This is a genomic window from Sphingobacterium thalpophilum (genome assembly GCF_901482695.1).
GTDB classification, from domain to species: domain Bacteria; phylum Bacteroidota; class Bacteroidia; order Sphingobacteriales; family Sphingobacteriaceae; genus Sphingobacterium; species Sphingobacterium thalpophilum.
Window position 1 is genome coordinate 4,097,845 of record NZ_LR590484.1, and the last position, 19,657, is coordinate 4,117,501.

The following is a 19,657-nucleotide window of genomic DNA, read 5'->3' on the forward strand; positions in this document are numbered from 1 at the left end:
TTGTTATTGGACTCCCCTAATAACTCACCTTTTTTCTAATACATTTTAGCTGCAAATGCTATACCCAAATATAGCAAAACAAACAGAGTACGACAAATAAAATACTAATTTTTAACGTATTATGCTGTTAAAGAATCACCCATAGCAGATATTTCGATCAGAATTTACGCATTAATCATTTATAAACAGTTTTGTATAATAAAGGTTGTTTTCAAAGAACCTTTTTAGCTTTTTCAGTTCTTTATTGAGGTATTTCCTTATAGGTTTTGCGCCATACGGCTTTTTTGTCTCGATTTTGTAAATGGCATTGTAGTAGATGAGTTTAGCTACAATGGCAGGTTTCTGATATTTGAAAAAGCGGATTTCTTCATCAGTATTCTTAAACCCTCTTTTCAGGACATACCCTTTCATTTCGGACAGGCATTCAAGAATATGGTGTATAACGGTTTCTATCCGTTGTATGGAACAATCGGCTTCAATCTCGAAGTCATTGATGACAGTTTCTAGTTTGTGTAACTTATCATTGTAAAATTTATCCATTTACTCGCATTTATTCTCCTATTGAGTTCCGACCGGAGCGTGCCGATCTGCTCTTACGTTAGTATTTGTTAACCCATTAGAATAATTTTAGACGGTTCCCTATTGGTTGGAGAATAATTGTTTAGAATGCAGAAATAAGGCATTAACAAAATTATTCTTCAAGATTATTTAAGATGGCTGAATATTATTCAGCCATCATTGAAAACTACTTCACATGGATTGTGGGTGTGTTATTTATTATTTTCCAATGCTCATTATCCCGAATGCATATTATCAATGAATGAAAGATAAGAAACTCACTTTCCAACGTCGTGTGTGCAATAGCCATATGGTCTGATTGCTTTATGCTGTTTATCACCAAGCTCCTTGGGCTTCCTCCGAATCGCTTGGTACGGATGAGTTCGATATAGTCAGATTTCGAGAATACAAAAATCCCGTTTTCATCGAAAAACCCGTCCTGTATATTCTGAAAGCTGGGATGTAAGATCCTTTCCAATGCTGCTAGATCACGATTGTCGCCAGCTTTTACAAATGCTTCGATTGCTTTTTCTGCCTGTACCATTTTTATTTGTTTAAAATGTTTGTAAATAATTCTTTTTGATGGTTTAGTTGTTGTTTGACAGATTCTTTATCATCCGTTCCGTCCAATGAATAATAGTAAATTTCCCTAATGCCAATAAAGTTCAATATCTGCTGTAGATGCAATTCCACTAGATTGGGCAAAGCTGAATCCGGTTCCCCCATAGCGGAGAGAACGTATGCTTTTTTATTCTGAAGCAATCCGATTGCTTTGTCCTCGTCGTATCTGAAAGTTTTACCTGTCCGCAGCACAAGGTCGAAATATGCTTTCAGCGAAGAGGGGATACCAAAATTATACATAGGCACTGTGATAAGGATTTCATCACACCCGAATAGTTCTGCTATCAACTGATTAGACAATTTTAGGCGGTCTGAAGTATCCCCGGCAGTATAAAATTTTTCAAGTACTTCCTGCTTAAGATGAGGAATGTGGGAGGTGCCTACTTCCCTTATACTGATGCTCCCTTCCGGATTAAGTTCTTTCCATGCCCGTACAAAATTGTCTCCCGCATTGCGGGAATAGGAGTTTTTTACACGTAAGCTACTGTCAATTCTCAATAATGTCTTCATCTTTTTTACTATTTCTATGGAAGACCATTTGAGTACTAAATATGTGACAGCTTGGTAATATTTTTTAGCTTATCCGGGTCTACAATGGAATATATTTCCTGGATCAATCCATCTTCACTTAATTGGAGTATATGACAGTTATGGAGCTTTTCATGCTCCCAAAAGCAGATAGCAGGTTGATGATTGAAAAATTGAAAGGTAAATGTTTTTCCCATCAGAAAATGCTGCTGTACATAAACCAATAAAGTGGCCGTAGCTGTTTTCCCTATTTCCGAACCGCTCACTACCTGCACCTTCGTACCTCCGTCGGCACTGAGTTTTATGTCGTCTACCAATAAGTTCTGCAATTCCACGATGTCAGCCTGAGCCAACGCTTTCTGATACCTGCCTACAGTCTCAAATGAGTGACCCAAATGTGGGCTATAACTTGAGTATTTACTGTCTTTCAATTGTTTGTTGGCCCTGCTCAATAGCTGACGTGAATTTTCGGTGCTTATTTCAAGCAGTTCGGCTATCTCTGCATGCGAATAATCGAAGCCCTCTTTCAAAATGTAGGCCGCTCTTTCTTTTGGGTTCAGGTACTCGAACAGCACGAGCATGGTATAGCTTGCCGTTTCGTCCCTAATAAGTTTTGCATCGGCATTTTCAAAAGAAACAGGTTCGGGGAGCCATTCGCCGAAAACTTCTTTTTTACTTTGGCGGGTTTTAAAATTTTATGGCATGATTAATCGTGCTTTTAATCAGAAAGTTGGATTCGTGGCGGATGCTCGATTTATCCAATGTAATGTATTTTTCCAGTACATCCTGTACCAGATCTTTCGCATCTTCATAAGAACCGACAATATTGTAGGCATAGGTCAATAACTTATTATAATGTTTCTCCATCTTTTTATTCTATTTTTGATATTAGCAAATTTCAGGCTTTATGTTCCTTTATCGGCCAGAACTTCCTGCACCATAATCCTATTAAATTTTTCCGGTTCTACAAAAGCTGCATAATGCCCTGAGTTTTCAAACCAGATGAATTGTTTTTGAGGCGCTTTTAGTTTCCTGAAAAATTTATAAGCAAGTGTGGAGGGGGTATTATAGTCACACCGCCCTGCGATAAAGTAAACGGGGACTTTTACTTCCCGAACCGTTTTAAATAAATCTACCTGCATTACTTCATCCCACATGGCATTCATTGTGAAGGCTTGTCCCTTAGCTATCAGGCTATCTTTGTAATATTGCGTGGCAAAGGAATCCATATTTTTATAGAGCTGGCCAACATTGGTACCTTCACAAAAGTCACCATGAAAGTGCCGGAGCCATTTTCTTGATAAATACAGGTCTGATAATTCATTTTTTGAGCGGGACGGGTAATGCTTACGGAGTTTTTGCAATTGAGCCATTGCTACGCTGTCTTTTTTTAACCTGGCCTGTTGAATTGAATAATCGAGCGAAACCTTTTCATTCAAATACATACTGGTAACCTGTCCCACGCCAATATAAGCCTGAAATAGCGATGGATACTTTTGAATCAGATGCATGCCCATAATAGAACCAAAAGAATAACCAACCAAATATATTTTCTCTTTCTTAAAACGCTCTTTAAGAATATGTATTAAACTTAGCGCATCATCTTCCAGCTGTTCAATAGTGATGCTTCCGGGAGGCAGGGTATCGTTGTAGGATAAACCCGTTCCCCTTTGGTCGTATGTAACCACCGTGAAGCGCTGTTCCAGTTCCTTATTGTGTGTTTGCCAAAAATAAAAATCAGAAAACCCAGGGCCACCGTGCAATATGAGCAAAACAGGGTTCAGGGCATTTTCCCCTTTAATAAATACGCTGTGCCTGACACCATTTAATTCAATACGGTTGTATTCATTGATGGAATTAATTTGGGCTGTACAAAACTGCCAGCTGATTGAGGTAATTATCAAGGTTATGAGGAACTTTTCTTTCATCTTATTTATATACAATGCAAATAGAAGCATAATCGCATCGTCCTGTTTTGTTAATCTTTACTGTTTTGCCGATTTCCTGTGTCTTATACAGGCTTTTGATTAAATAGCCATTCCGCTTCCGCCAACTACTTTTATGCCTTCGGGAAACTTTTTCCAAAAACGGATATATTTATATTTAGCTTCAAAAGGCTCGTTATTATAATTCCCTTTTAACTCCATCTGCAAAGTAATAACTGCCAGATCCGCTATGATATGCAGTTCTTCTACTTTGGGAGTGATTTTGTTTACTTTTAAGTTTCCCTCACGATACGTTTGCAAATCCATTTCTTTGGTTATCGTCTGACCGCTGGGTATTATAAAAAGCAAATCAGCATGCAATAGGTTGTCGAGTACTTCCGTATCACTATTTTTGATGGCTTCGTAAAGTGTATTCTCAAGATTTAAAATTTCATCTTTTGTTATCATTTCTTATAATTTTTTGTTTTCACTAAACTGTCTCTTGTATTAGGTATTTATTGAGCCAGTTTTAAGTCTCTCTAGCCTACTCCTCGACCATCTGATAAATACCCCTTTCCATCGTAATACCATGTTGTTCTAAAAAGGCGGGCATTTTAATCCCTGCTTTTTGCATTGCCTCCCGTATGACAACTCTGGCATCGTCCATCCGCTGTCGGTCTGCCCAAGTGGCAACCGTAATGACCCGAAGGTCTCCAATATCGCCTGTCTGTTGAAAGATTTCATATTTTACAAAGCCAGGCTGTTGCCGAAGTATATTTCTGATGAAAAGCGATTTTTGGGAATACTCCGCGATAGCTTTTTTGGGAATGCTGATTTTATCGATGACGGCGACATGTTCCGTAACAGTACGCTCTTCTCCGTTATTCTGTTCCATTTCGACTTGATTTTGTTGTTGACCAAAAGTATTCACCGCCATAAGAATGGGTATGATAAGGATGACGGTTTTTAATGTCTGTTTCATAAGGCTTGAGTTTATTGTTTCCAGTTCAGCTTACCGTCTTTGTCAAACATTTCGATGGACGGGTTGCCCACACTATCAACCTTTAGAATAATTCTCGGTATTTCATTGTTATCCTTCATTACCAAAGCCGCATTCCCGTTTTCCGTTATCAGGTTGATACGGTTGATATTATGTCCGGGTTTCCCCGACAGGTCTTTGTCATTGATCACCAGCCCAGCCCTGAAATAATTGTCGCTTTTATTATCCTGTGCGAGAATTCCAATGGCATCTGCATTCTGGTAATCGAATGATAGGGCATTTAAGTTAGTCTGCTCATTATCGGTAATAGCAAGACCGCCTCTTTCGTCGCCGTTCTTGTCATAGAATATAAGACCTGCTGGGGCGTAAGCTCTTTTATACGTTTTTCCATCAATAATGGGCTCGGGAATATGGTCTGTGTTTGCAATAACGACACGGTTTTTTCCCGAAGCATCATTGATATTTATTCTTTCTGCATTAAAGTTTGGCCTGTTATTTAAATGTAGGTAGACAATACAAATCATCAACACGACATTGGAAATTACAAGGACAGATACTAGGATTTTGAATGGTTTAGGAATTGTTTGCATAATTGAGTATCATTTTTAGTTCATTATTCTTTTTATACTACTGTTTTCTTGGTGCTGATTACAATCCTATTCCATGCATTTATCGTAACAACCGCCATTATGATCTGTGCAATCTGGTTTCCATCAAAAAGTTGTTCGGCCTGTCTGTACGTTTCATCGCTTAACCCGTTTTGGCTGATTAAGGTTACTTCCTCGGTTATGGCTAAAATTGTTTTCTCTTCCTCGGTAAATAATCCGGTTTCTTTCCAGGCGTTGAGCAGGAAAATTCGCTGTGCGGTTTCACCCTGCTTTAATGCATCCGAAGTGTGCATGTTGATACAAAAAGCGCAACCGTTGATTTGCGAAGCACGAATTTTAATCAGATAGAAATGCGCTTTAGAAAGTCCTGAATTGTGTAAGTAATTTTCCAGAGCGAACATTGCCTTGAATGCATCCGGCTCAAGCTGCTGTATGTCTATTCTGTTTTCCATATTTATTTTTTGTTTGTCATTATTTAGCTTTTGAAAGCACCATTTTTATGGCTAAAAAAGTCAGTACACTGGCCATAAACCATTTTTGCGCCCTTACCCAAAGTGGATTTCTTGTAAGGAAAGAAGCCATTTTTGCAGCGGTCATTACAATAATAAAATTGATGGTGAAGCTGATAAAAATCTGTGTAATACCCAATGCCATACTCTGACCTAATATAGAGCCATATTCCGGTTTGATAAATTGAGGAAAAAAAGACAGGTAAAATACAGCCATCTTGGGATTCAACAAATTGGTTAAAAAGCCCATCAGGAACAGTTTTCTAGGCTTGTCTTTGGGGATATCCTCCTTCACTTCAAAAAATGTTTTGCCATTGGGTTTAATGGCCTGATACGCCAAATACAACAAGTAAATAGCGCCCGAAATTTTCAGTATCCCGTAAGCAAAGGGAACAGCCAGTAATATGGCAGTCAATCCAAATCCCGCCAGGACGATATGAAATAAAAAACCACAGATAACGCCAACTAGTGAAACAAGCCCGGCTGTTTTACCCTGCGTAATGCTTCTTGAAATAAGATAAATCATATTCGGCCCCAGGCTGATAACCATCAGGAAGGCAGCCAAAGCAAACCACAAAAGTTCATGAATCGGGATCATCGTTGTTTAAATTTAAGCTGTGAGTTTTTTGGATATTAAATTGTCCAGTGAATATTTTCCACTTCCCTGAATGAACAGTGCCAGACATAAGCCGAGCATCAGCAAATGATATTCGAATCCTTCACCTTCCTTATCGCCAAACCAGTTCATGAAAAAGCCATGCTCGAGATGTCCGCCAAATAAAATTATTCCGATAAAAAGTCCACCCAATGCAATTGCCCAAAAACGGGAGGCAAAGCCCATTATTATAAAAATGGGTGCAAAGAACTCTATTACAATAACCAATAGCCCCACCAACCACGGCTGTCCCATCTGTTGCAGCCCCTCCAAAGTTTGGGTAAACCCAAAGCCACCAAACCAGCCCAACATAGCCCGCGCTCCGTGTGGAAACATAACGATACCGATTGTCAGTCGAATGATCAGACCTGTATAATCATTGTGCGTATTAAAAAATTTCTGTTTCATCATTTTCCTTTTTTATTCTAGTTATATCTTGTTTGTATCCCCTTTAAATATTGTGGTCAATGCTGGTAATTGCTATTGTTTCCCTAGTAGTTCGAATAAACTCGAAAATCCCTGCGCTCCATGCCCATCAGCTATTCTACGGTCCATGAGGTTTTTGATTTCTTGCATGCGCAGAGTTTCCACATTTTTTGATTTTCGATGATTGATGAGGTCATCAAACATCGCGGCTTGAACCTGAAGCGGCCCCAAGTCGGGCTGGTATGTACCCAACTTAATTTCATTGACCATTAGGGACAGCAGCGGGCCATAGCCCTGTAGCGTGCCCGCAACCCGATGTGCAAAAGCGGCCAAATCCACTCCTTCCTGATGCACCAATTGAAGGGTATGCAAAAAGCCGATTAAAAATTCATAGCCAATAGCTACCTGCGCTAAAAAATCTACAGCTGCGGCTCCTGCGTCTTCTCCGTAGTAAGTAATGGCACCTAGCTTTTCCAACAGCGGATACTGCGCATCAAAAACGGTTGGCTTACCACTGAATAATAACTGTGCTTTGGCGGTTCCGATGTCTATTGGGTCAGCCAATATTTTGCCATCGATATAAGAACCGTTCTGTTTTTCAGCCCACTCAGCAAAATCACGAGCCTGAGCGGGTGTGCCGCTCGTTAAATTGATGAATACTTTTCCGGCAACCGCACCAGCTACCTGTTTGAGTACTTCATCCACAGCCGTATTGTTTAACAAGCAGATCACAATCTGATTGCTGGCAACAACTGCCTCACTAAGTATTTCTATACCCGCTGCACCTGCTTCAACTAGTGGTTTACATTTTTCCGCATTACGGTTCCACACAACCGTATCATAACCTTGATTGATAAATGTATAGGCTATCGCGGCTCCCATATTACCCAATCCAAGTACCGTTACGCTCTTCCTTTTGTTGTGAGGTATTTCTGTTTTGATGTTATCTATATTCATATTTAATTTTATTTTAAAAGTTATGTTAGAATACTCTTCGCACAAAAAGTCCAAAGTTGCTGTAGTGTTTGGTATTTGGCCCGTATTGGTCAAAGTTTATACCCAAACCATATTGTACACCTTTATTGTCCACTCCTAATCTTGCATATTGCACGCTCTTTAAGTGCCCGTTCCCATGCATTGAAGTAATATATTGAAGCTGCAAACGCGCATAAAGATTAAAATCCTGATTTTTGCTTCCTTGATATTCCACAGAACCGAATAGCTCAAGACTGGGTTTAGACCAAACATCCATTCTCGTAAAAATGAGATACGATAAATCATTTTTTTTATTGAAAAACCAAACAAAAGCCGAAGGCACAAACCGATTTCCCGGTGCATAGATAGAACCCAAACCGGTTGCCCAGCGTTTATTTATTTCGTAAGTAAGATACGATTGGCTCATCACTTCAATTCCGCGTTTTTTGTCGTAAGGAAGCAAAATAGAAGACGTATTAAAAAATCCTAACGGCTTTTCCGCTATGATTTTACCGGAAAACATATGCTGATAATAGTAACTCGAATGCCCTGCAGTGATTTCCACAGGAACTTGCGCCCGGCTGTGCAAGTAGCACATGCTGAAAAACAAGCAGGCCAGCAAGTATTTTATTTTCGTTGTTTCTTTCATCGTTCCCTTCAAATTTCTTTTTGTTAGGCTGTGGTCGGATAATTATTACAGTCAACCACTGTTTAAAATATGGACACATGAAGTGCAGAAAACGTGACAACCTATTCAGGATATTTTCTTCCGTTGGTGATTTGTCTTGTCTTTTCGTAACGAAAGAAATACATCTTATCTAAACTTCATTGTACATTTTATGTAATACCATACGAAGATATGAAGGAGCCTAGCCGTCAATACTGTAAGTATGACGGCAAAAAATGTAGTTTTTTCTGTTTTTGATGTAAAACCCGCGATTATGCAGGAATTTCAATTGTATTTTTGAACTCAGTGGGGAGCTGGCCTTCGTAGCTTCTGAATGCACGGGAAAAATGAGAAGAGTCTGTATAGCCAAGTTGAAAAGACACTTCCTTGACAGACATATTCCAAAAGCTCAACAGGTACTTTGCCTCCTGCATGATATGGAACTCAATCCATTTTTTCGCCGAAAGCCCGGTGTATTCAACTAATATTTCGCTCAGGTATTTTGGGGATATATGCAACTGTTCTGCATAAAAAGCAACATCTTTAAACTGCGAGAAATTCTTTGAAACTAATTCTCTAAACTTTACAACGGTATGTTCTTTACCGTTGAGTTCCTTTTTATTGCCCCGGTACAGGTTCCAGAAATATTTCTGTGAAATGATCAGGATCGAGTATAGTATTCCCGATACTGCTTCGGGCTTATCAGCGATTGCCCGAAGTGTGCTGAATAGCTGTTGCATTTCCTCAAATTGCCTGTCGGTGAGTTGCATTACACTCTTTTCATCGGGGCAAAAAAATTCGAGGGAATAGAAAAATGACCTGCTGAAATTATTTACAAAAATATCATCATAAAAAAATAACGTGTCATTTGAGGGAAAACTGGTATTGAGCCATTGACAGGTCATTCCGGGGCCAATCGTCAACAGGCTTCCTCGTGTTAAATCATAATCGGTTGTGCCTATCCTGATGCGGGCTCCTTCACCATAATACAGACCGATAGTATAAAAGTAGTTTTTAAAGGGATTGGTGATTTTCAAGTCTTCCAGACACGTTTTTGATGCCAGATAATAAGGCGCTATATGTCCATCATTTTTTTTAGACCTTAAATATCTGAGCAGATCAAAGTTATCTGAATGTTTTTGTATCATAAGGAAGATGTCTAAAAATTAGTATAGTCCTGGGAATGCTTTTCCGTCCAGATTGAAAAATGATAATTATGAAAGGTGAAGTTTATTCTCATGTCAAACTTAGTATATCAGAAAATACTAAAATACGCAATTATTATCATTTGATAATGTATGGTTATTTATATAGCGTTGAATATAAATATAACGACCTGTCCGCTAAGGATATTACCGACGAAATTTTGCACAACCCTATTCCATTGTTAAATACGAATAGCCTTGGATACCAAAAAGTGACGACATCCGATTTGCACCTCCGTGACAATAGAATTTTTGCCGATGCTACCTATTCCTGCGACTGTTCTTTGCTCCGCCCTGTCATACATCCATGAAAAGCTGACAGGTGTTTTTCCAGTTGGGGATATGAAGTAAGTATGGTGAACATGTCTGTATATTATTTATTAAGCAATTCAGTAAAACAGAATATAATTTGGTAAAATTTTAATTAAAATTTTAAAATAAACACAGTTCATCCTGAACGTAGTGAAGGATCAAAAAATCATATCTTAACAAGACTTTAGATGCTTCGGCAAGCCTCACCATGAATAGAGGCACTTCTGTATCAAAATGCACAACGGGTTCTACTTTCAATATTTTTACATTGTATTCAACGTCGGACGAATTTCGTCATATCGGTTTTGGGCTTCGCAAAGGAACGTGAATAGAAACACGAAGTTTCAGTTATTCCTAAACGTTACATAAGCCATGTTCTATTTGCTGAATTAGAAAAAGGAAATGAAAATGGCTTATGCGGCAATAGAATTGCTGTCGTTGAATTTAGCACTTAACCCGCTCTTTTGCAAATCCGATATTACCCGTTGCTCTTTTTTCAGTCGGTTGATCATCGTCTGTCGGTATGTTACGAAGAATCTTGTAATCAATATAAAACGTACCGAATGGAATAAAACACGCAATAAGAACTTTCCAGGTGGTTTCTTTGAATTTCCATTGTTGTTCTACGCCTACACGCAAAGCATTAAATACGAATAGCAGGAAAAGTGCGCCGTGAATGGGGCCAAGCGACTTTGATAAGCTGGGAACATCCCAAAAATGCTTCAGGGGTACGGCAATAAAAACCAGGACAAGTAATGATATGCCTTCTAAGATAGCCAGGAGTCTTAAACGCCCGATAGAGGTGGTGAAAAGTTTCTTCATCATTAAAATATTCTGAAATAAGGTCTGCCTGATAAGGGTGAAAACGGCCAGGGAATGGCTACGAAAATGAGGATTAAGCCAATGGTAAACCAAACAAGCATTGTTTTGAATTTCTTCTTGTCCGAGGGCTGTCGCTTTGCCTTTGCCGAGCCGATTGTTACCACCACAATAGCAGTTAGCATTAAAATAATATGAATTAAACCGTAGAAAGTCAGCTCTAGGTTTTGAAAATTACTCTCCTTTTCTTTCCAAAAATATTTGACCATCGGGCTTTGCGTGTAAAGGATGATGCCGATCATTAACTGAATATGTGCAGCCGTAGCCGTCCAATGTCGGAAAGCGTTGTCCGTTTTCGAAAAAGCCCTGTAGTTGACCAAACCGACAAAGGCCCTGTAAATGGAATACAGTAAAAAAGCTAAAACAACCCAACGAATCAAAGAGTGAAAGACTAATAAAGTGGAATACATTTTATGCCGGAATTGTTTTTTGTTTTTTGAATACGTTCCAAATGGTAGGTGCACCAAAGAAGAACCAGATTGCCAGAACCGCGTCGCACACGGCACAACCGGCGGACGAAAGTGGTGCAAAGTGAATGATGGGATCACCGTATAGATGATGCATAATGTCCCAGCCTGTGTGCAACAGCCAACCGATGCCGATGAAATAATAGTGATGGAGGGCTTTGAAAGCGACGAACAACATAACAGCACCAAAAACATATTCCCAAATGCCTAATCCGCCACTCCAATAAACCCCGCCTGCACCGGCAATAATCATGGCGTTGATTTTCTGTCGGGAGGGTTCTTTCACAAACGACATGATGATGATAAATACCAAACCAATCAACGCTGCAACGAATGCATGGGTGGTTGTAAATTCCGGAATGATGTGATGATGTGTATGCATATTTCTTGTTTTTATGTTTGCATGCAAAGTTAAATAAAAAAACATACTAATTGGTATGTTTTTGAATAAAAAATATTTTAGGTTGTTTGATTGAGTTATAAATCACTCTTAATGAGGTAGATATGTTTTTAAAAAGTTCACAGGCAGGTGCAAAACAACCACCGCGCATTTGTCAACAGGGATTGAAACTTTCGTGACTTCCTTTGGGTCAGTGAGAATGCTGCGCTAAGTTGCGATGAAGCTTCGTGATGTTGGAGTCTTATAGGCTGAGGTCGGCAGTATCATCACACGAACTTCATCGGATACCTTGTTTTTATTTGTCCTCGGGCTATTTTTTTGAGTTTCCCTTCCAACAGTTTTTTGGTCAGCGGTTTCAAATAGTCAAGGTATAATATCCCTTCAGTGTGGTCGTATTCGTGCTGTATCATTCTTGCGGTGATTCCGCTGAATGTCTTTCTCTGCAGTTCAAAATCTTTATTGTAATAGGCTATCGTAATCGTCCAAGGTCTTTTTACTTTTTGGGATAATTCCGGAATACTCAAACAGCCTTCATTGTCTTCCCAAAGCTCTGCCGAACGTTCAATGATTTTTGCATTGATGAATATTTCCTTTATGCCGCTATCATTTTTCTCAAAATAGATTCCTTGGTCTTGTTCATCGAGATTTTCGAAAGTCGTTTTACTGTCCACGATAAATAGTCTTATGGGAAGTCCGATTTGGGGCGAAGCCAAACCGCATCCATTGGCATTTTCCATCGTTTCCCGCATATCGGCAATCATTTTATCCAATTCAGGATAATCCTTTCCGATGTCGTTGCATTTCTGTTTCAAAATGCTGTGTTCGTATGCTAAAATGGGTCGTTTCATTCTTTTGATTTTATTGCAAAGTTCAAAAGAATAAACCAGGAAGGCAATGAACCGATGTTAAGTAATTACGCTGTTCATTGATTTTTTAGCGATGATTGCTACGCAATTTGTCTGCGGATCCGACTCAGGCCTTGTGGGGTGATTCCGATGTAGGAAGCGATGTATTTTAGCGGGATAAATTTCAGAATATCGGGCTGTTCTTTAAACAGTCTTAAATAACGCTCTTTTGCATTGTATTTCAATAAAGATAATTCGCGTTTGCTTTTGGCTAAAAATAATTTCTCGGAAGCAAAACGTCCCAAATAATTCCCGACTTTGGTTTGAGCATAGACTTTTTGTAAATCCTCAAAGGAAATCTGCCAAACCACGGTTTCTGTCAATGCCTGTAATTCGTATTCGGATGGCGTTTGTGTCAAGAATGAGTCGTAGGCACAAGTAAACTCTTTGTCAAAACTGAAGTTGAAAGTCAGCTCGTTTTCATCATCAGGAATGTAAAACCGAACAATGCCGGTTTCGATGAATGAAAGGAAATGTTCTGTTTCACCTTGTCGTGTGATGATTTGGTTTTTGGCAAACACTTTTCGGTTAAAATGGGAAGAGATAAATTTCCATTCTGTTTCCTGTAATTTTATTATGCGTTCGTAGTATTCTCTGATATGCCCCATAAAAATATTCTCTCTTTTAATCTGTGTTTCAATACAAATTTAGCGTTATTTATAATAACCGTTTTTGTGCGGATTGGTTCATCTATGGTAAAACACCGGCCCAAACATTGCTTTCAGCCGTTTTATATCACTGTACATCACGGTTGCAGGAAAAAACTTCCTTGCACAATTTATCAGGTCTTTGCCACTAAAAAAACTTCTCCACTTGCTGGTAGAAGATTGTCGGTTCGTTTCTTAAAGTATCTTTCCGTCATCTCTTTTGTGGAAATGGTTTGGATTTCCTTTAAACCAGCTTTTTCGGCGAGTTTTATAATTTCTTCTGCACTGAAAAAACTCACAAACGGTGTGCCCGAAGCGGCTGCACCTTTCATTGCGATTTCCTGCATTGGTTTGTCTTCTTCGTCAAGTTGTTCCAATGGCAGATAAAAGGCGATTGCAATCGTTGAACCGGATGCAAGCAAAGTCATTTTCTTCAGTGTGTCGGTAATGGCTTCTTTTGTCAAATAAAGGGTTACGCCTGTGCAAGAAACAACGGCTTTTTTATTAATGTCAAAACCTTTGTTTAATAGCTCATCCCACCAAGATGAGATTTCAAAATCGACAGGTACAAAGTGGAGATTGCCGGGGATTTTATAGCCGTTTTCAATCAGCTTTTCTTCTTTCCACGTTAATGTGTCGGGTTGGTCAATTTCATAAATATCAACTTGCGAACTGATTTCCGTATTTCGTTGGGCAAAAGTATCCAATCCTGCACCAAGTAAAACGTATTGTTTTATGCCTTTTGCGATTTGCTCTTTAGCTATATCTTCAATAAAACGTGAACGGGCAACGATAGAAGCTCGCAGCCGTTTGGTATATTTCATGTCAGGACGTTCCTGCCAATCCTCATCAGGTGCAATCAACTTGAATCCTATTTCATCTTCAAGTATATGAGGTTTTGCATCTGCCCGAACGTGTAACGCTCTCCATAATGCGGTTCTTACTGCGGTATTATCCGGCTTTATGATTATATCTCTTCCCATTTCTTTGTTTTATGATTAATATCAAGTGCAATGATTATGAAGCTATTATTTAGTCTGTAATGTCATTTGCACGTTGTTACCATTTTGAATAATACTATTAAACCAATTTCCTTCAAAATTATAAAATCGTATACGGGCAACAAAACAATTGGATGAGTTTTAAACAAGTTCTTGCACTTCCTGAAACATATTTCAACAAGCAGCGTAGCCTGATTTTTGAGTTTTTTCTAGAAGCAGGCAAAGAGGGATATAAATGGAGTCTTTTCGCTTTTTAATATTTAAAATTTGAAAATCTTTTATCAAGGTTATTTAACCATTTCACCCGTTTTTCGTGGCTCACGCTCTTGACCGATGTAAAGCTGAGCCATTTGACGTTTTTGTAGCCCATTGTTTTGAAAACACTCCGTATCATCACTTTGCGAATCAAGTTTCCGATAAGTAGTGAGTACATAATTTTAGGTTTGTTCATGGTGGTGATGACGGTGATGCTTTTCAGGTTGTCTAAAAGCGGTACCAATCCAAAACCTCTCGGATGATGGTCATACGCCAATCCGGGCGACAAAACCCGGTCGATAAATCCTTTGGTGGCGGCAGGCATAATGTCCCACCAAATCGGGAAAATAAAAATCAGGTGGTCGGCTTTTTTCAATATGCAGTAGCCGATAACCTGGGAATCCACCGCACGATGTTCCACAAAGGCTTTTAAATCGTCCGATGTCATTCGGGGGTGAAACTGGTCTTTGTCCAGGTGCATCAAATCCACTTCGTGTGCGGAATTTTCAAGCCCTTGCGTTACTGCCTTCAAAATGGCGTTGCAGTAACTTCCTTCATAAGGATGGTTGAATACGATGACGGTTCTCATTTTTTGACTGTTTAAATAACAGTACAAAATTGAGCAGCAAATCAGGTGTCGGACGATAACAATTGTTAATAAATCCGTTTTATCTTCTGTTTCGGATTCGGCTCAGGGAAACGGAAGTGATGCCCAGATACGAGGCGATGTAATGTTGCGGTACACGCTGCACGATATGCGGATATTGCGACAACAACTCTTCGTAACGTTGTTGCGGTGAATTTTTGAGGTAGGAAAAAAACAATTGCTGTGCCTGGAAAAGGCGTTTGAACAAATGTTCTTCAAATTGCTTTTTGATGTCGGGCGATTGCTCTACAATCCTTTGAAATTCCTTTTGTGTGATGGTTTGCAAAACGCAAGGTTCAATGGTTTCGATGCTGTACAAACTCGGTTGGTTGGTTCGGAAACTTTCGATGGAAGAAACGCTGTCGCCCTCAAAGAAAAATTGGGTAGTGATTTCTTTGCCGTCGTTGTTCACCCAGGTACGCAGGCAACCTTTTTCAATAAAATACATCGTTTTGGAAATTTTCCCTTCCTGCAACAGGATGGTTCTTGCCGGAGCTTCCACCTGTTTGAAAAAAGGTGAGAAGATGGTCCAAGGGTCTTTATTTTTAGTTTTTTGCTTCACTGTGCGGTATCGTTTTTGGAACTGCTGATAGCTATTTGGCTGTTTGCATAGTAACAGAAAAAGAAGTGCAAATTTTCAATTCTATACAACAGTATCATAAACCATTTTCAATTTGCTGAATTAGAAAAAAGGAAATTATTACGACTTGTGCGGTGATAAAATTACAGACAACTCAACGGCATGAAGTACATTCCGTCAAATCCCAAGGTCTTAAGCGTAATAATAGTAGCATCATTAAATCCATCTCAATCTTTGGGCGGGGATTTTTAAAACTAAGAAAATGCCTTCATAAATTCCTTATAAGCAATTTTCCCCTGAGTGAATTTTTCTAAGGCCATGTACTGTTTTTCCTCTGTTGTGTTCTCTCTATTATTGCACCTGTCAACTAATTCTAGTTCATTTACTAACGGCTTATGTATATGTTTTCTTTTGAGAAATGCCTCATAATATCGGATGCCGAATATTCTCTGAGACGCAGCATTGATGTGAATGCCGTCCGGGTTGGCTGTAAGTCCCTTGGCCGTAACATAGTAACAATTCTCTTGCTCTTGGGCATATTTTTGAAGTTCTTTATCCACTTGCTGATGTTCTGTGCACCCGGCTCCGAATGCTACTTTACCTAAATATTCACCTAAACCGCCTACAATAAATGGAATTTCGGGTACTGATAATGTCTCCCTAATTTGATTAAATATTTTTGATAATTTCTCGTAGTATTGTTTGAATTTTCCGCCTTGGCTATCACTTTCCCCTTGATGCCAAAGCACACCAGATAGTTCGCTGTTTTCGGTTGCAAATTGAGCTTCGCTTATTGCATGACGAAATAAAATTCCATCTGTTGACCAATCATCAATGGAACTACCACCTTCTGCGCAGGGAATAAGGCCGATTTCTTCTTCCTCATTGTCCCAACACCAAGCTTCTGCAAATGACGCAGCAAGCCCGATACCCGCAACAGGTCTGTCATAATGAACAGGTTCGACCATCATTTGCCATCTGCCGTTTCGCAGCATCATAATCCTTTTATTGTATATCGGTTTCACTTCATGAGCAAACCCGCGACCTGCCATATTCGATTGTCCAATCAATAAAAATGATTTCATTGCCCTTTTCTTTCTACATTTCAGAATAATAAAATAACTGGTACTACCTAAGATTCAAAATATACCACCGACTTACTTGTTCAAAAATTTACAACCGAGTTTTATCCAAAACGTTGTTTCGATTTTTTAATTCCAAATCCCATTCATTTCGGTTAGTATGATTGGTTTCCCGTCGGTAACAACGATTGTATGTTCGTGTTGCGCCATAAAACCGCCTTTGTTTCCCACCATTGTCCAACCATCATTTAACTCTGTTGCATAGGTTGAAGTTGTGGTAATAAACGTTTCAATAGCAACCACTGAATTTTTTCTAAACCGCCTTTGGTCAAATCGGCTTTTGTAGTTCATTATTTCATCGGGTTGTTCGTGTAAACCCCTTCCGATGCCGTGTCCGCCCAAATTTTTAACAACCTTGAATCCTCTTTTTTTGGCTTCGGTTTCCATGATGTGCCCAACTTCAGAAATCTTAACCCCTCCTTTAATATTACTGATGGCTTTTTGCAGGATTTCTTTGGATGCATCCACTAATTTTTGATGTTGGTTGATGTCTTCTCCAAGCACAAATGAACCTCCGTTGTCCGACCAAAAGCCGTCAAGTTCGGCGGAAACGTCAATGTTCACCAAATCGCCCTCTTTCAATATTCTTTTCTCGGACGGAATGCCGTGGCAAAACTCATTGTCCACACTGATACAAGTCCAACCCGGAAATCCATAAGTCAGATACGGTGCTGATTTTGCTCCGAAGCCCGAAAGTATTTTTGCCCCGAAGTCGTCCAATTCTTTGGTTGTCATACCGGGCTTTGCATAGTTGCGCATTTCCTTCAATGTGTAAGCAACCACTTCGCTCACTTTCTGCATTCCGATTAATTCTTCGTGTTTTGTTATTGACATTTTTATTTAAATTGTTGCATTTACACTGCAAATTTAGTAAATATTAACCTTTATAATCCTTTTTTGCCTTCTAACCAATAGCCATGCAGATATACTTTGCACTTCGTTGTATCTTTAATAACTTTTCTAAAGGTTTGCACTGATTTTACATTTCCTGTGAGGATAAACTTGATATGATCTTCATTTTGAAGAGGAAAAACGGGCAATTTCTTTATCCATTCCTCGTTTTTAAATAATCCTGTTTTGGGAAAAACGATAACCGACTCCAGCCCCAAAATTTCAGGAATTTTTAGATTTTCTTCGTCTAATTCAAAAATAAACTGAAATATATGATTGTTTTGCTTTAATACAGGAGCAAACGATTGTGCCAATCCCAAAGAAGACTCATCTCCAAAAATAATATAATGCTGAAAGGATGAAGCATAATATTTTATCATCGTACTGGGTTTATTTAAAGATAGTACGTCGCCCGGTTGCAAGGCGTTCATATAATCAGCGCCACAACCTTTGCCATGAAGGTGAACGATAAACTCAATACTTTGTGTTTTCTTATCAAAATTTGAAACCGTGTAGCGTCTGACTTCGGTTTCTGTTACTCTGAAATCAATATATGCGCCAACAGTAAATTTTACTTTATCAAAGACTCCGGACATCCGAATTTTCTTTACTGATGGAGATAAGAAAACGATTTCTTCTACTTTTACCTCGGGAAGTTTTGTCGTAAGTAAATCAACGGTATCAAATAACCATTTGGGAGCTCTTGGCATATTGTTATTTATTTTAGTTATGCAAATAACTGAAGAATTGATAAACCGAGAAAGTATACAATAGAGGTAAGCATTGGACTAAACGTGGTTTTTGTTCCTGAATGCCAAAGCAGTCATTCCGGCAACTTTAGAGAATAATCTCGAAAAATACGGATAATCATCATAGCCCAATTCGTTTGCAATTTCTTTTACGGATTTGTCGGCATAGTACAGCAGGCGCTTGGCTTCTAAGACAACCCGCTGTTGAATGTGATACGAAACGGTAAATCCAGTTACTGTTTTTACGCATTCATTGAGATAGGCTACTGAGATGTTTAATTTTTGAGCATAATCGGAAGGACGTTTCCATACTTTGAATTGTACTTCCAACAGTTTTAGAAAGTCATTGTATATGCGCTCAAATCTGGAAAGCTGTTCTTGTGACTGCAACGTTTTTAGATAAAAAGAAAGGTATAGACCGATGAGGGCATTGCAAGCATTCTTTAATGAATAGAAATAGAATTTATCCTCCTTTTTATCATGAAGATTAGCACACAATAAGAAAGCCTGTCTTAAAATATTCATTTCATCAGAACTTAGGTGCAGGGGATGTGGCGTAATAATTTCCTGGAGATGTTTATAGAGGTTTTTATCAATAAGTTCTTGCTCGATTCCCAATAAAAACATTTCTATTTCATCGACATTCAGTATTCTATGTACCTGATTGGGAGACTGATACAAAACGGACGGATATTTTATTTGGTATTGTTTAAAATCCAGTTCCATAAGAGATATTCCTTTTAAATGCAATCCCAAAAGATGGCTGTTATGCCGATGTGCTTGACCCGATTCAACATTTTCATTAAAGGTTTCCGAGGTTATTTTGGTTACAAATATTCTGGAATTCTCTTCCATATTAAAAAAATGCGTTGGAATGTTATTTATTGGAGCTTCCATTTTATTGACACGAATTATTTGTAGTTATTATAACTTGAATATGAGGAAAGGCTGCGGTAAGGTAGCGAAAAGCATTGTCCATTTTGGACAATGCTCCTGTTCGTTCACATATAACATGATGAGAAATTTGGACCCGAAAAGCGCTGTACCCAATGTATTGGTTACTGTAACTTAAGAATGATGTATGCAGGCACATTTTATCTGACTTG

At 38.8% G+C, this 19,657-nt stretch carries 27 protein-coding genes; all 27 read right to left on the reverse strand.

Translation table 11 applies throughout. The features are described 5' to 3' along the window. Positions 1-171: 171 nt before the first annotated feature. Positions 172-540 (reverse strand): RteC domain-containing protein, encoded by a 369-nt coding sequence (locus FGL37_RS16895; protein ID WP_037534188.1) that lies wholly within the window; start codon positions 538-540, stop codon positions 172-174. A gap of 205 nt (positions 541-745) precedes the next feature. Then, positions 746-1,102, reverse strand: coding sequence for a nuclear transport factor 2 family protein (locus tag FGL37_RS16900; protein ID WP_028071621.1), 357 nt, complete (start codon positions 1,100-1,102; stop codon positions 746-748). A gap of 2 nt (positions 1,103-1,104) precedes the next feature. Then, positions 1,105-1,689 (reverse strand): FMN-dependent NADH-azoreductase, encoded by a 585-nt coding sequence (locus FGL37_RS16905; protein WP_051607258.1) that lies wholly within the window; start codon positions 1,687-1,689, stop codon positions 1,105-1,107. Positions 1,690-1,724: 35 nt separating this feature from the next. Beyond that, positions 1,725-2,288 (reverse strand): sigma factor-like helix-turn-helix DNA-binding protein, encoded by a 564-nt coding sequence (locus tag FGL37_RS16910; protein ID WP_028071620.1) that lies wholly within the window; start codon positions 2,286-2,288, stop codon positions 1,725-1,727. A gap of 106 nt (positions 2,289-2,394) precedes the next feature. Further along, complete coding sequence (locus FGL37_RS16915; protein ID WP_028071619.1) at positions 2,395-2,574, reverse strand: RNA polymerase sigma factor; 180 nt, start codon at positions 2,572-2,574, stop codon at positions 2,395-2,397. Between the two features lie 38 nt (positions 2,575-2,612). Then, a complete protein-coding gene (locus FGL37_RS16920; RefSeq protein WP_028071618.1) occupies positions 2,613-3,635 on the reverse strand; it encodes an alpha/beta fold hydrolase in 1,023 nt (340 codons plus the stop codon). 99 nt (positions 3,636-3,734) lie between these two features. After that, positions 3,735-4,100: a nuclear transport factor 2 family protein gene (locus FGL37_RS16925; protein WP_037534172.1), complete on the reverse strand. Its 366-nt coding sequence runs from the start codon at positions 4,098-4,100 to the stop codon at positions 3,735-3,737. A gap of 76 nt (positions 4,101-4,176) precedes the next feature. Then, positions 4,177-4,614: an antibiotic biosynthesis monooxygenase family protein gene (locus FGL37_RS16930; protein WP_028071616.1), complete on the reverse strand. Its 438-nt coding sequence runs from the start codon at positions 4,612-4,614 to the stop codon at positions 4,177-4,179. Between the two features lie 11 nt (positions 4,615-4,625). Continuing rightward, positions 4,626-5,222 carry a hypothetical protein gene (locus tag FGL37_RS16935; RefSeq protein ID WP_099369747.1) on the reverse strand — a complete coding sequence of 199 codons (597 nt, stop codon included), beginning with the start codon at positions 5,220-5,222 and terminating at the stop codon, positions 4,626-4,628. A gap of 32 nt (positions 5,223-5,254) precedes the next feature. Next, the gene (locus tag FGL37_RS16940) at positions 5,255-5,692 is read right to left on the reverse strand and encodes a carboxymuconolactone decarboxylase family protein (RefSeq protein WP_028071614.1); all 438 of its coding nucleotides are present in this window, start codon (positions 5,690-5,692) and stop codon (positions 5,255-5,257) included. A gap of 19 nt (positions 5,693-5,711) precedes the next feature. Further along, positions 5,712-6,347, reverse strand: a complete 636-nt coding sequence (locus FGL37_RS16945) for a LysE family translocator (protein WP_028071613.1) — start codon at positions 6,345-6,347, stop codon at positions 5,712-5,714. Positions 6,348-6,359: 12 nt separating this feature from the next. After that, a complete protein-coding gene (locus tag FGL37_RS16950) occupies positions 6,360-6,815 on the reverse strand; it encodes a DoxX family protein (protein WP_232048724.1) in 456 nt (151 codons plus the stop codon). Between the two features lie 69 nt (positions 6,816-6,884). Then, positions 6,885-7,787, reverse strand: coding sequence for an NAD(P)-dependent oxidoreductase (locus FGL37_RS16955; RefSeq protein WP_051607257.1), 903 nt, complete (start codon positions 7,785-7,787; stop codon positions 6,885-6,887). Positions 7,788-7,812: 25 nt separating this feature from the next. After that, positions 7,813-8,454 (reverse strand): hypothetical protein, encoded by a 642-nt coding sequence (locus FGL37_RS16960; RefSeq protein WP_028071610.1) that lies wholly within the window; start codon positions 8,452-8,454, stop codon positions 7,813-7,815. Positions 8,455-8,744: 290 nt separating this feature from the next. Continuing rightward, positions 8,745-9,620 carry a helix-turn-helix domain-containing protein gene (locus FGL37_RS16965; protein WP_028071609.1) on the reverse strand — a complete coding sequence of 292 codons (876 nt, stop codon included), beginning with the start codon at positions 9,618-9,620 and terminating at the stop codon, positions 8,745-8,747. A gap of 813 nt (positions 9,621-10,433) precedes the next feature. Next, the gene (locus FGL37_RS16975) at positions 10,434-10,814 is read right to left on the reverse strand and encodes a DUF3817 domain-containing protein (protein WP_232048725.1); all 381 of its coding nucleotides are present in this window, start codon (positions 10,812-10,814) and stop codon (positions 10,434-10,436) included. Continuing rightward, positions 10,814-11,278 (reverse strand): hypothetical protein, encoded by a 465-nt coding sequence (locus FGL37_RS16980; protein ID WP_028071607.1) that lies wholly within the window; start codon positions 11,276-11,278, stop codon positions 10,814-10,816. The genes FGL37_RS16975 and FGL37_RS16980 overlap by 1 nt, the downstream gene beginning before the upstream one ends. A gap of 1 nt (position 11,279) precedes the next feature. Continuing rightward, entirely contained in the window at positions 11,280-11,717 is a 438-nt protein-coding gene (locus tag FGL37_RS16985; protein WP_028071606.1) for a DUF6010 family protein, read from the reverse strand. A 284-nt stretch (positions 11,718-12,001) separates the two neighbouring features. Then, the gene (def, locus tag FGL37_RS16990; protein ID WP_028071605.1) at positions 12,002-12,583 is read right to left on the reverse strand and encodes a peptide deformylase; all 582 of its coding nucleotides are present in this window, start codon (positions 12,581-12,583) and stop codon (positions 12,002-12,004) included. A 98-nt stretch (positions 12,584-12,681) separates the two neighbouring features. Next, positions 12,682-13,248, reverse strand: a complete 567-nt coding sequence (locus FGL37_RS16995) for a Crp/Fnr family transcriptional regulator (RefSeq protein ID WP_028071604.1) — start codon at positions 13,246-13,248, stop codon at positions 12,682-12,684. Positions 13,249-13,421: 173 nt separating this feature from the next. Beyond that, positions 13,422-14,270 carry a class I SAM-dependent methyltransferase gene (locus FGL37_RS17000; RefSeq protein ID WP_028071603.1) on the reverse strand — a complete coding sequence of 283 codons (849 nt, stop codon included), beginning with the start codon at positions 14,268-14,270 and terminating at the stop codon, positions 13,422-13,424. Positions 14,271-14,541: 271 nt separating this feature from the next. Further along, the gene (locus FGL37_RS17005) at positions 14,542-15,132 is read right to left on the reverse strand and encodes an NAD(P)H-dependent oxidoreductase (RefSeq protein WP_028071602.1); all 591 of its coding nucleotides are present in this window, start codon (positions 15,130-15,132) and stop codon (positions 14,542-14,544) included. Positions 15,133-15,211: 79 nt separating this feature from the next. Next, positions 15,212-15,751 carry a Crp/Fnr family transcriptional regulator gene (locus FGL37_RS17010; protein ID WP_051607256.1) on the reverse strand — a complete coding sequence of 180 codons (540 nt, stop codon included), beginning with the start codon at positions 15,749-15,751 and terminating at the stop codon, positions 15,212-15,214. Between the two features lie 272 nt (positions 15,752-16,023). Continuing rightward, entirely contained in the window at positions 16,024-16,854 is an 831-nt protein-coding gene (locus FGL37_RS17015) for a sialate O-acetylesterase (protein WP_028071600.1), read from the reverse strand. Between the two features lie 126 nt (positions 16,855-16,980). Continuing rightward, on the reverse strand, positions 16,981-17,745 hold the full coding sequence (gene map / locus FGL37_RS17020; protein WP_028071599.1) for a type I methionyl aminopeptidase: 765 nt from the start codon (positions 17,743-17,745) through the stop codon (positions 16,981-16,983). 50 nt (positions 17,746-17,795) lie between these two features. Further along, entirely contained in the window at positions 17,796-18,512 is a 717-nt protein-coding gene (locus FGL37_RS17025; RefSeq protein WP_028071598.1) for an FAD-binding oxidoreductase, read from the reverse strand. Positions 18,513-18,590: 78 nt separating this feature from the next. Then, positions 18,591-19,277 carry an AraC family transcriptional regulator gene (locus FGL37_RS17030; RefSeq protein ID WP_160169541.1) on the reverse strand — a complete coding sequence of 229 codons (687 nt, stop codon included), beginning with the start codon at positions 19,275-19,277 and terminating at the stop codon, positions 18,591-18,593. Positions 19,278-19,657 lie beyond the last annotated feature (380 nt).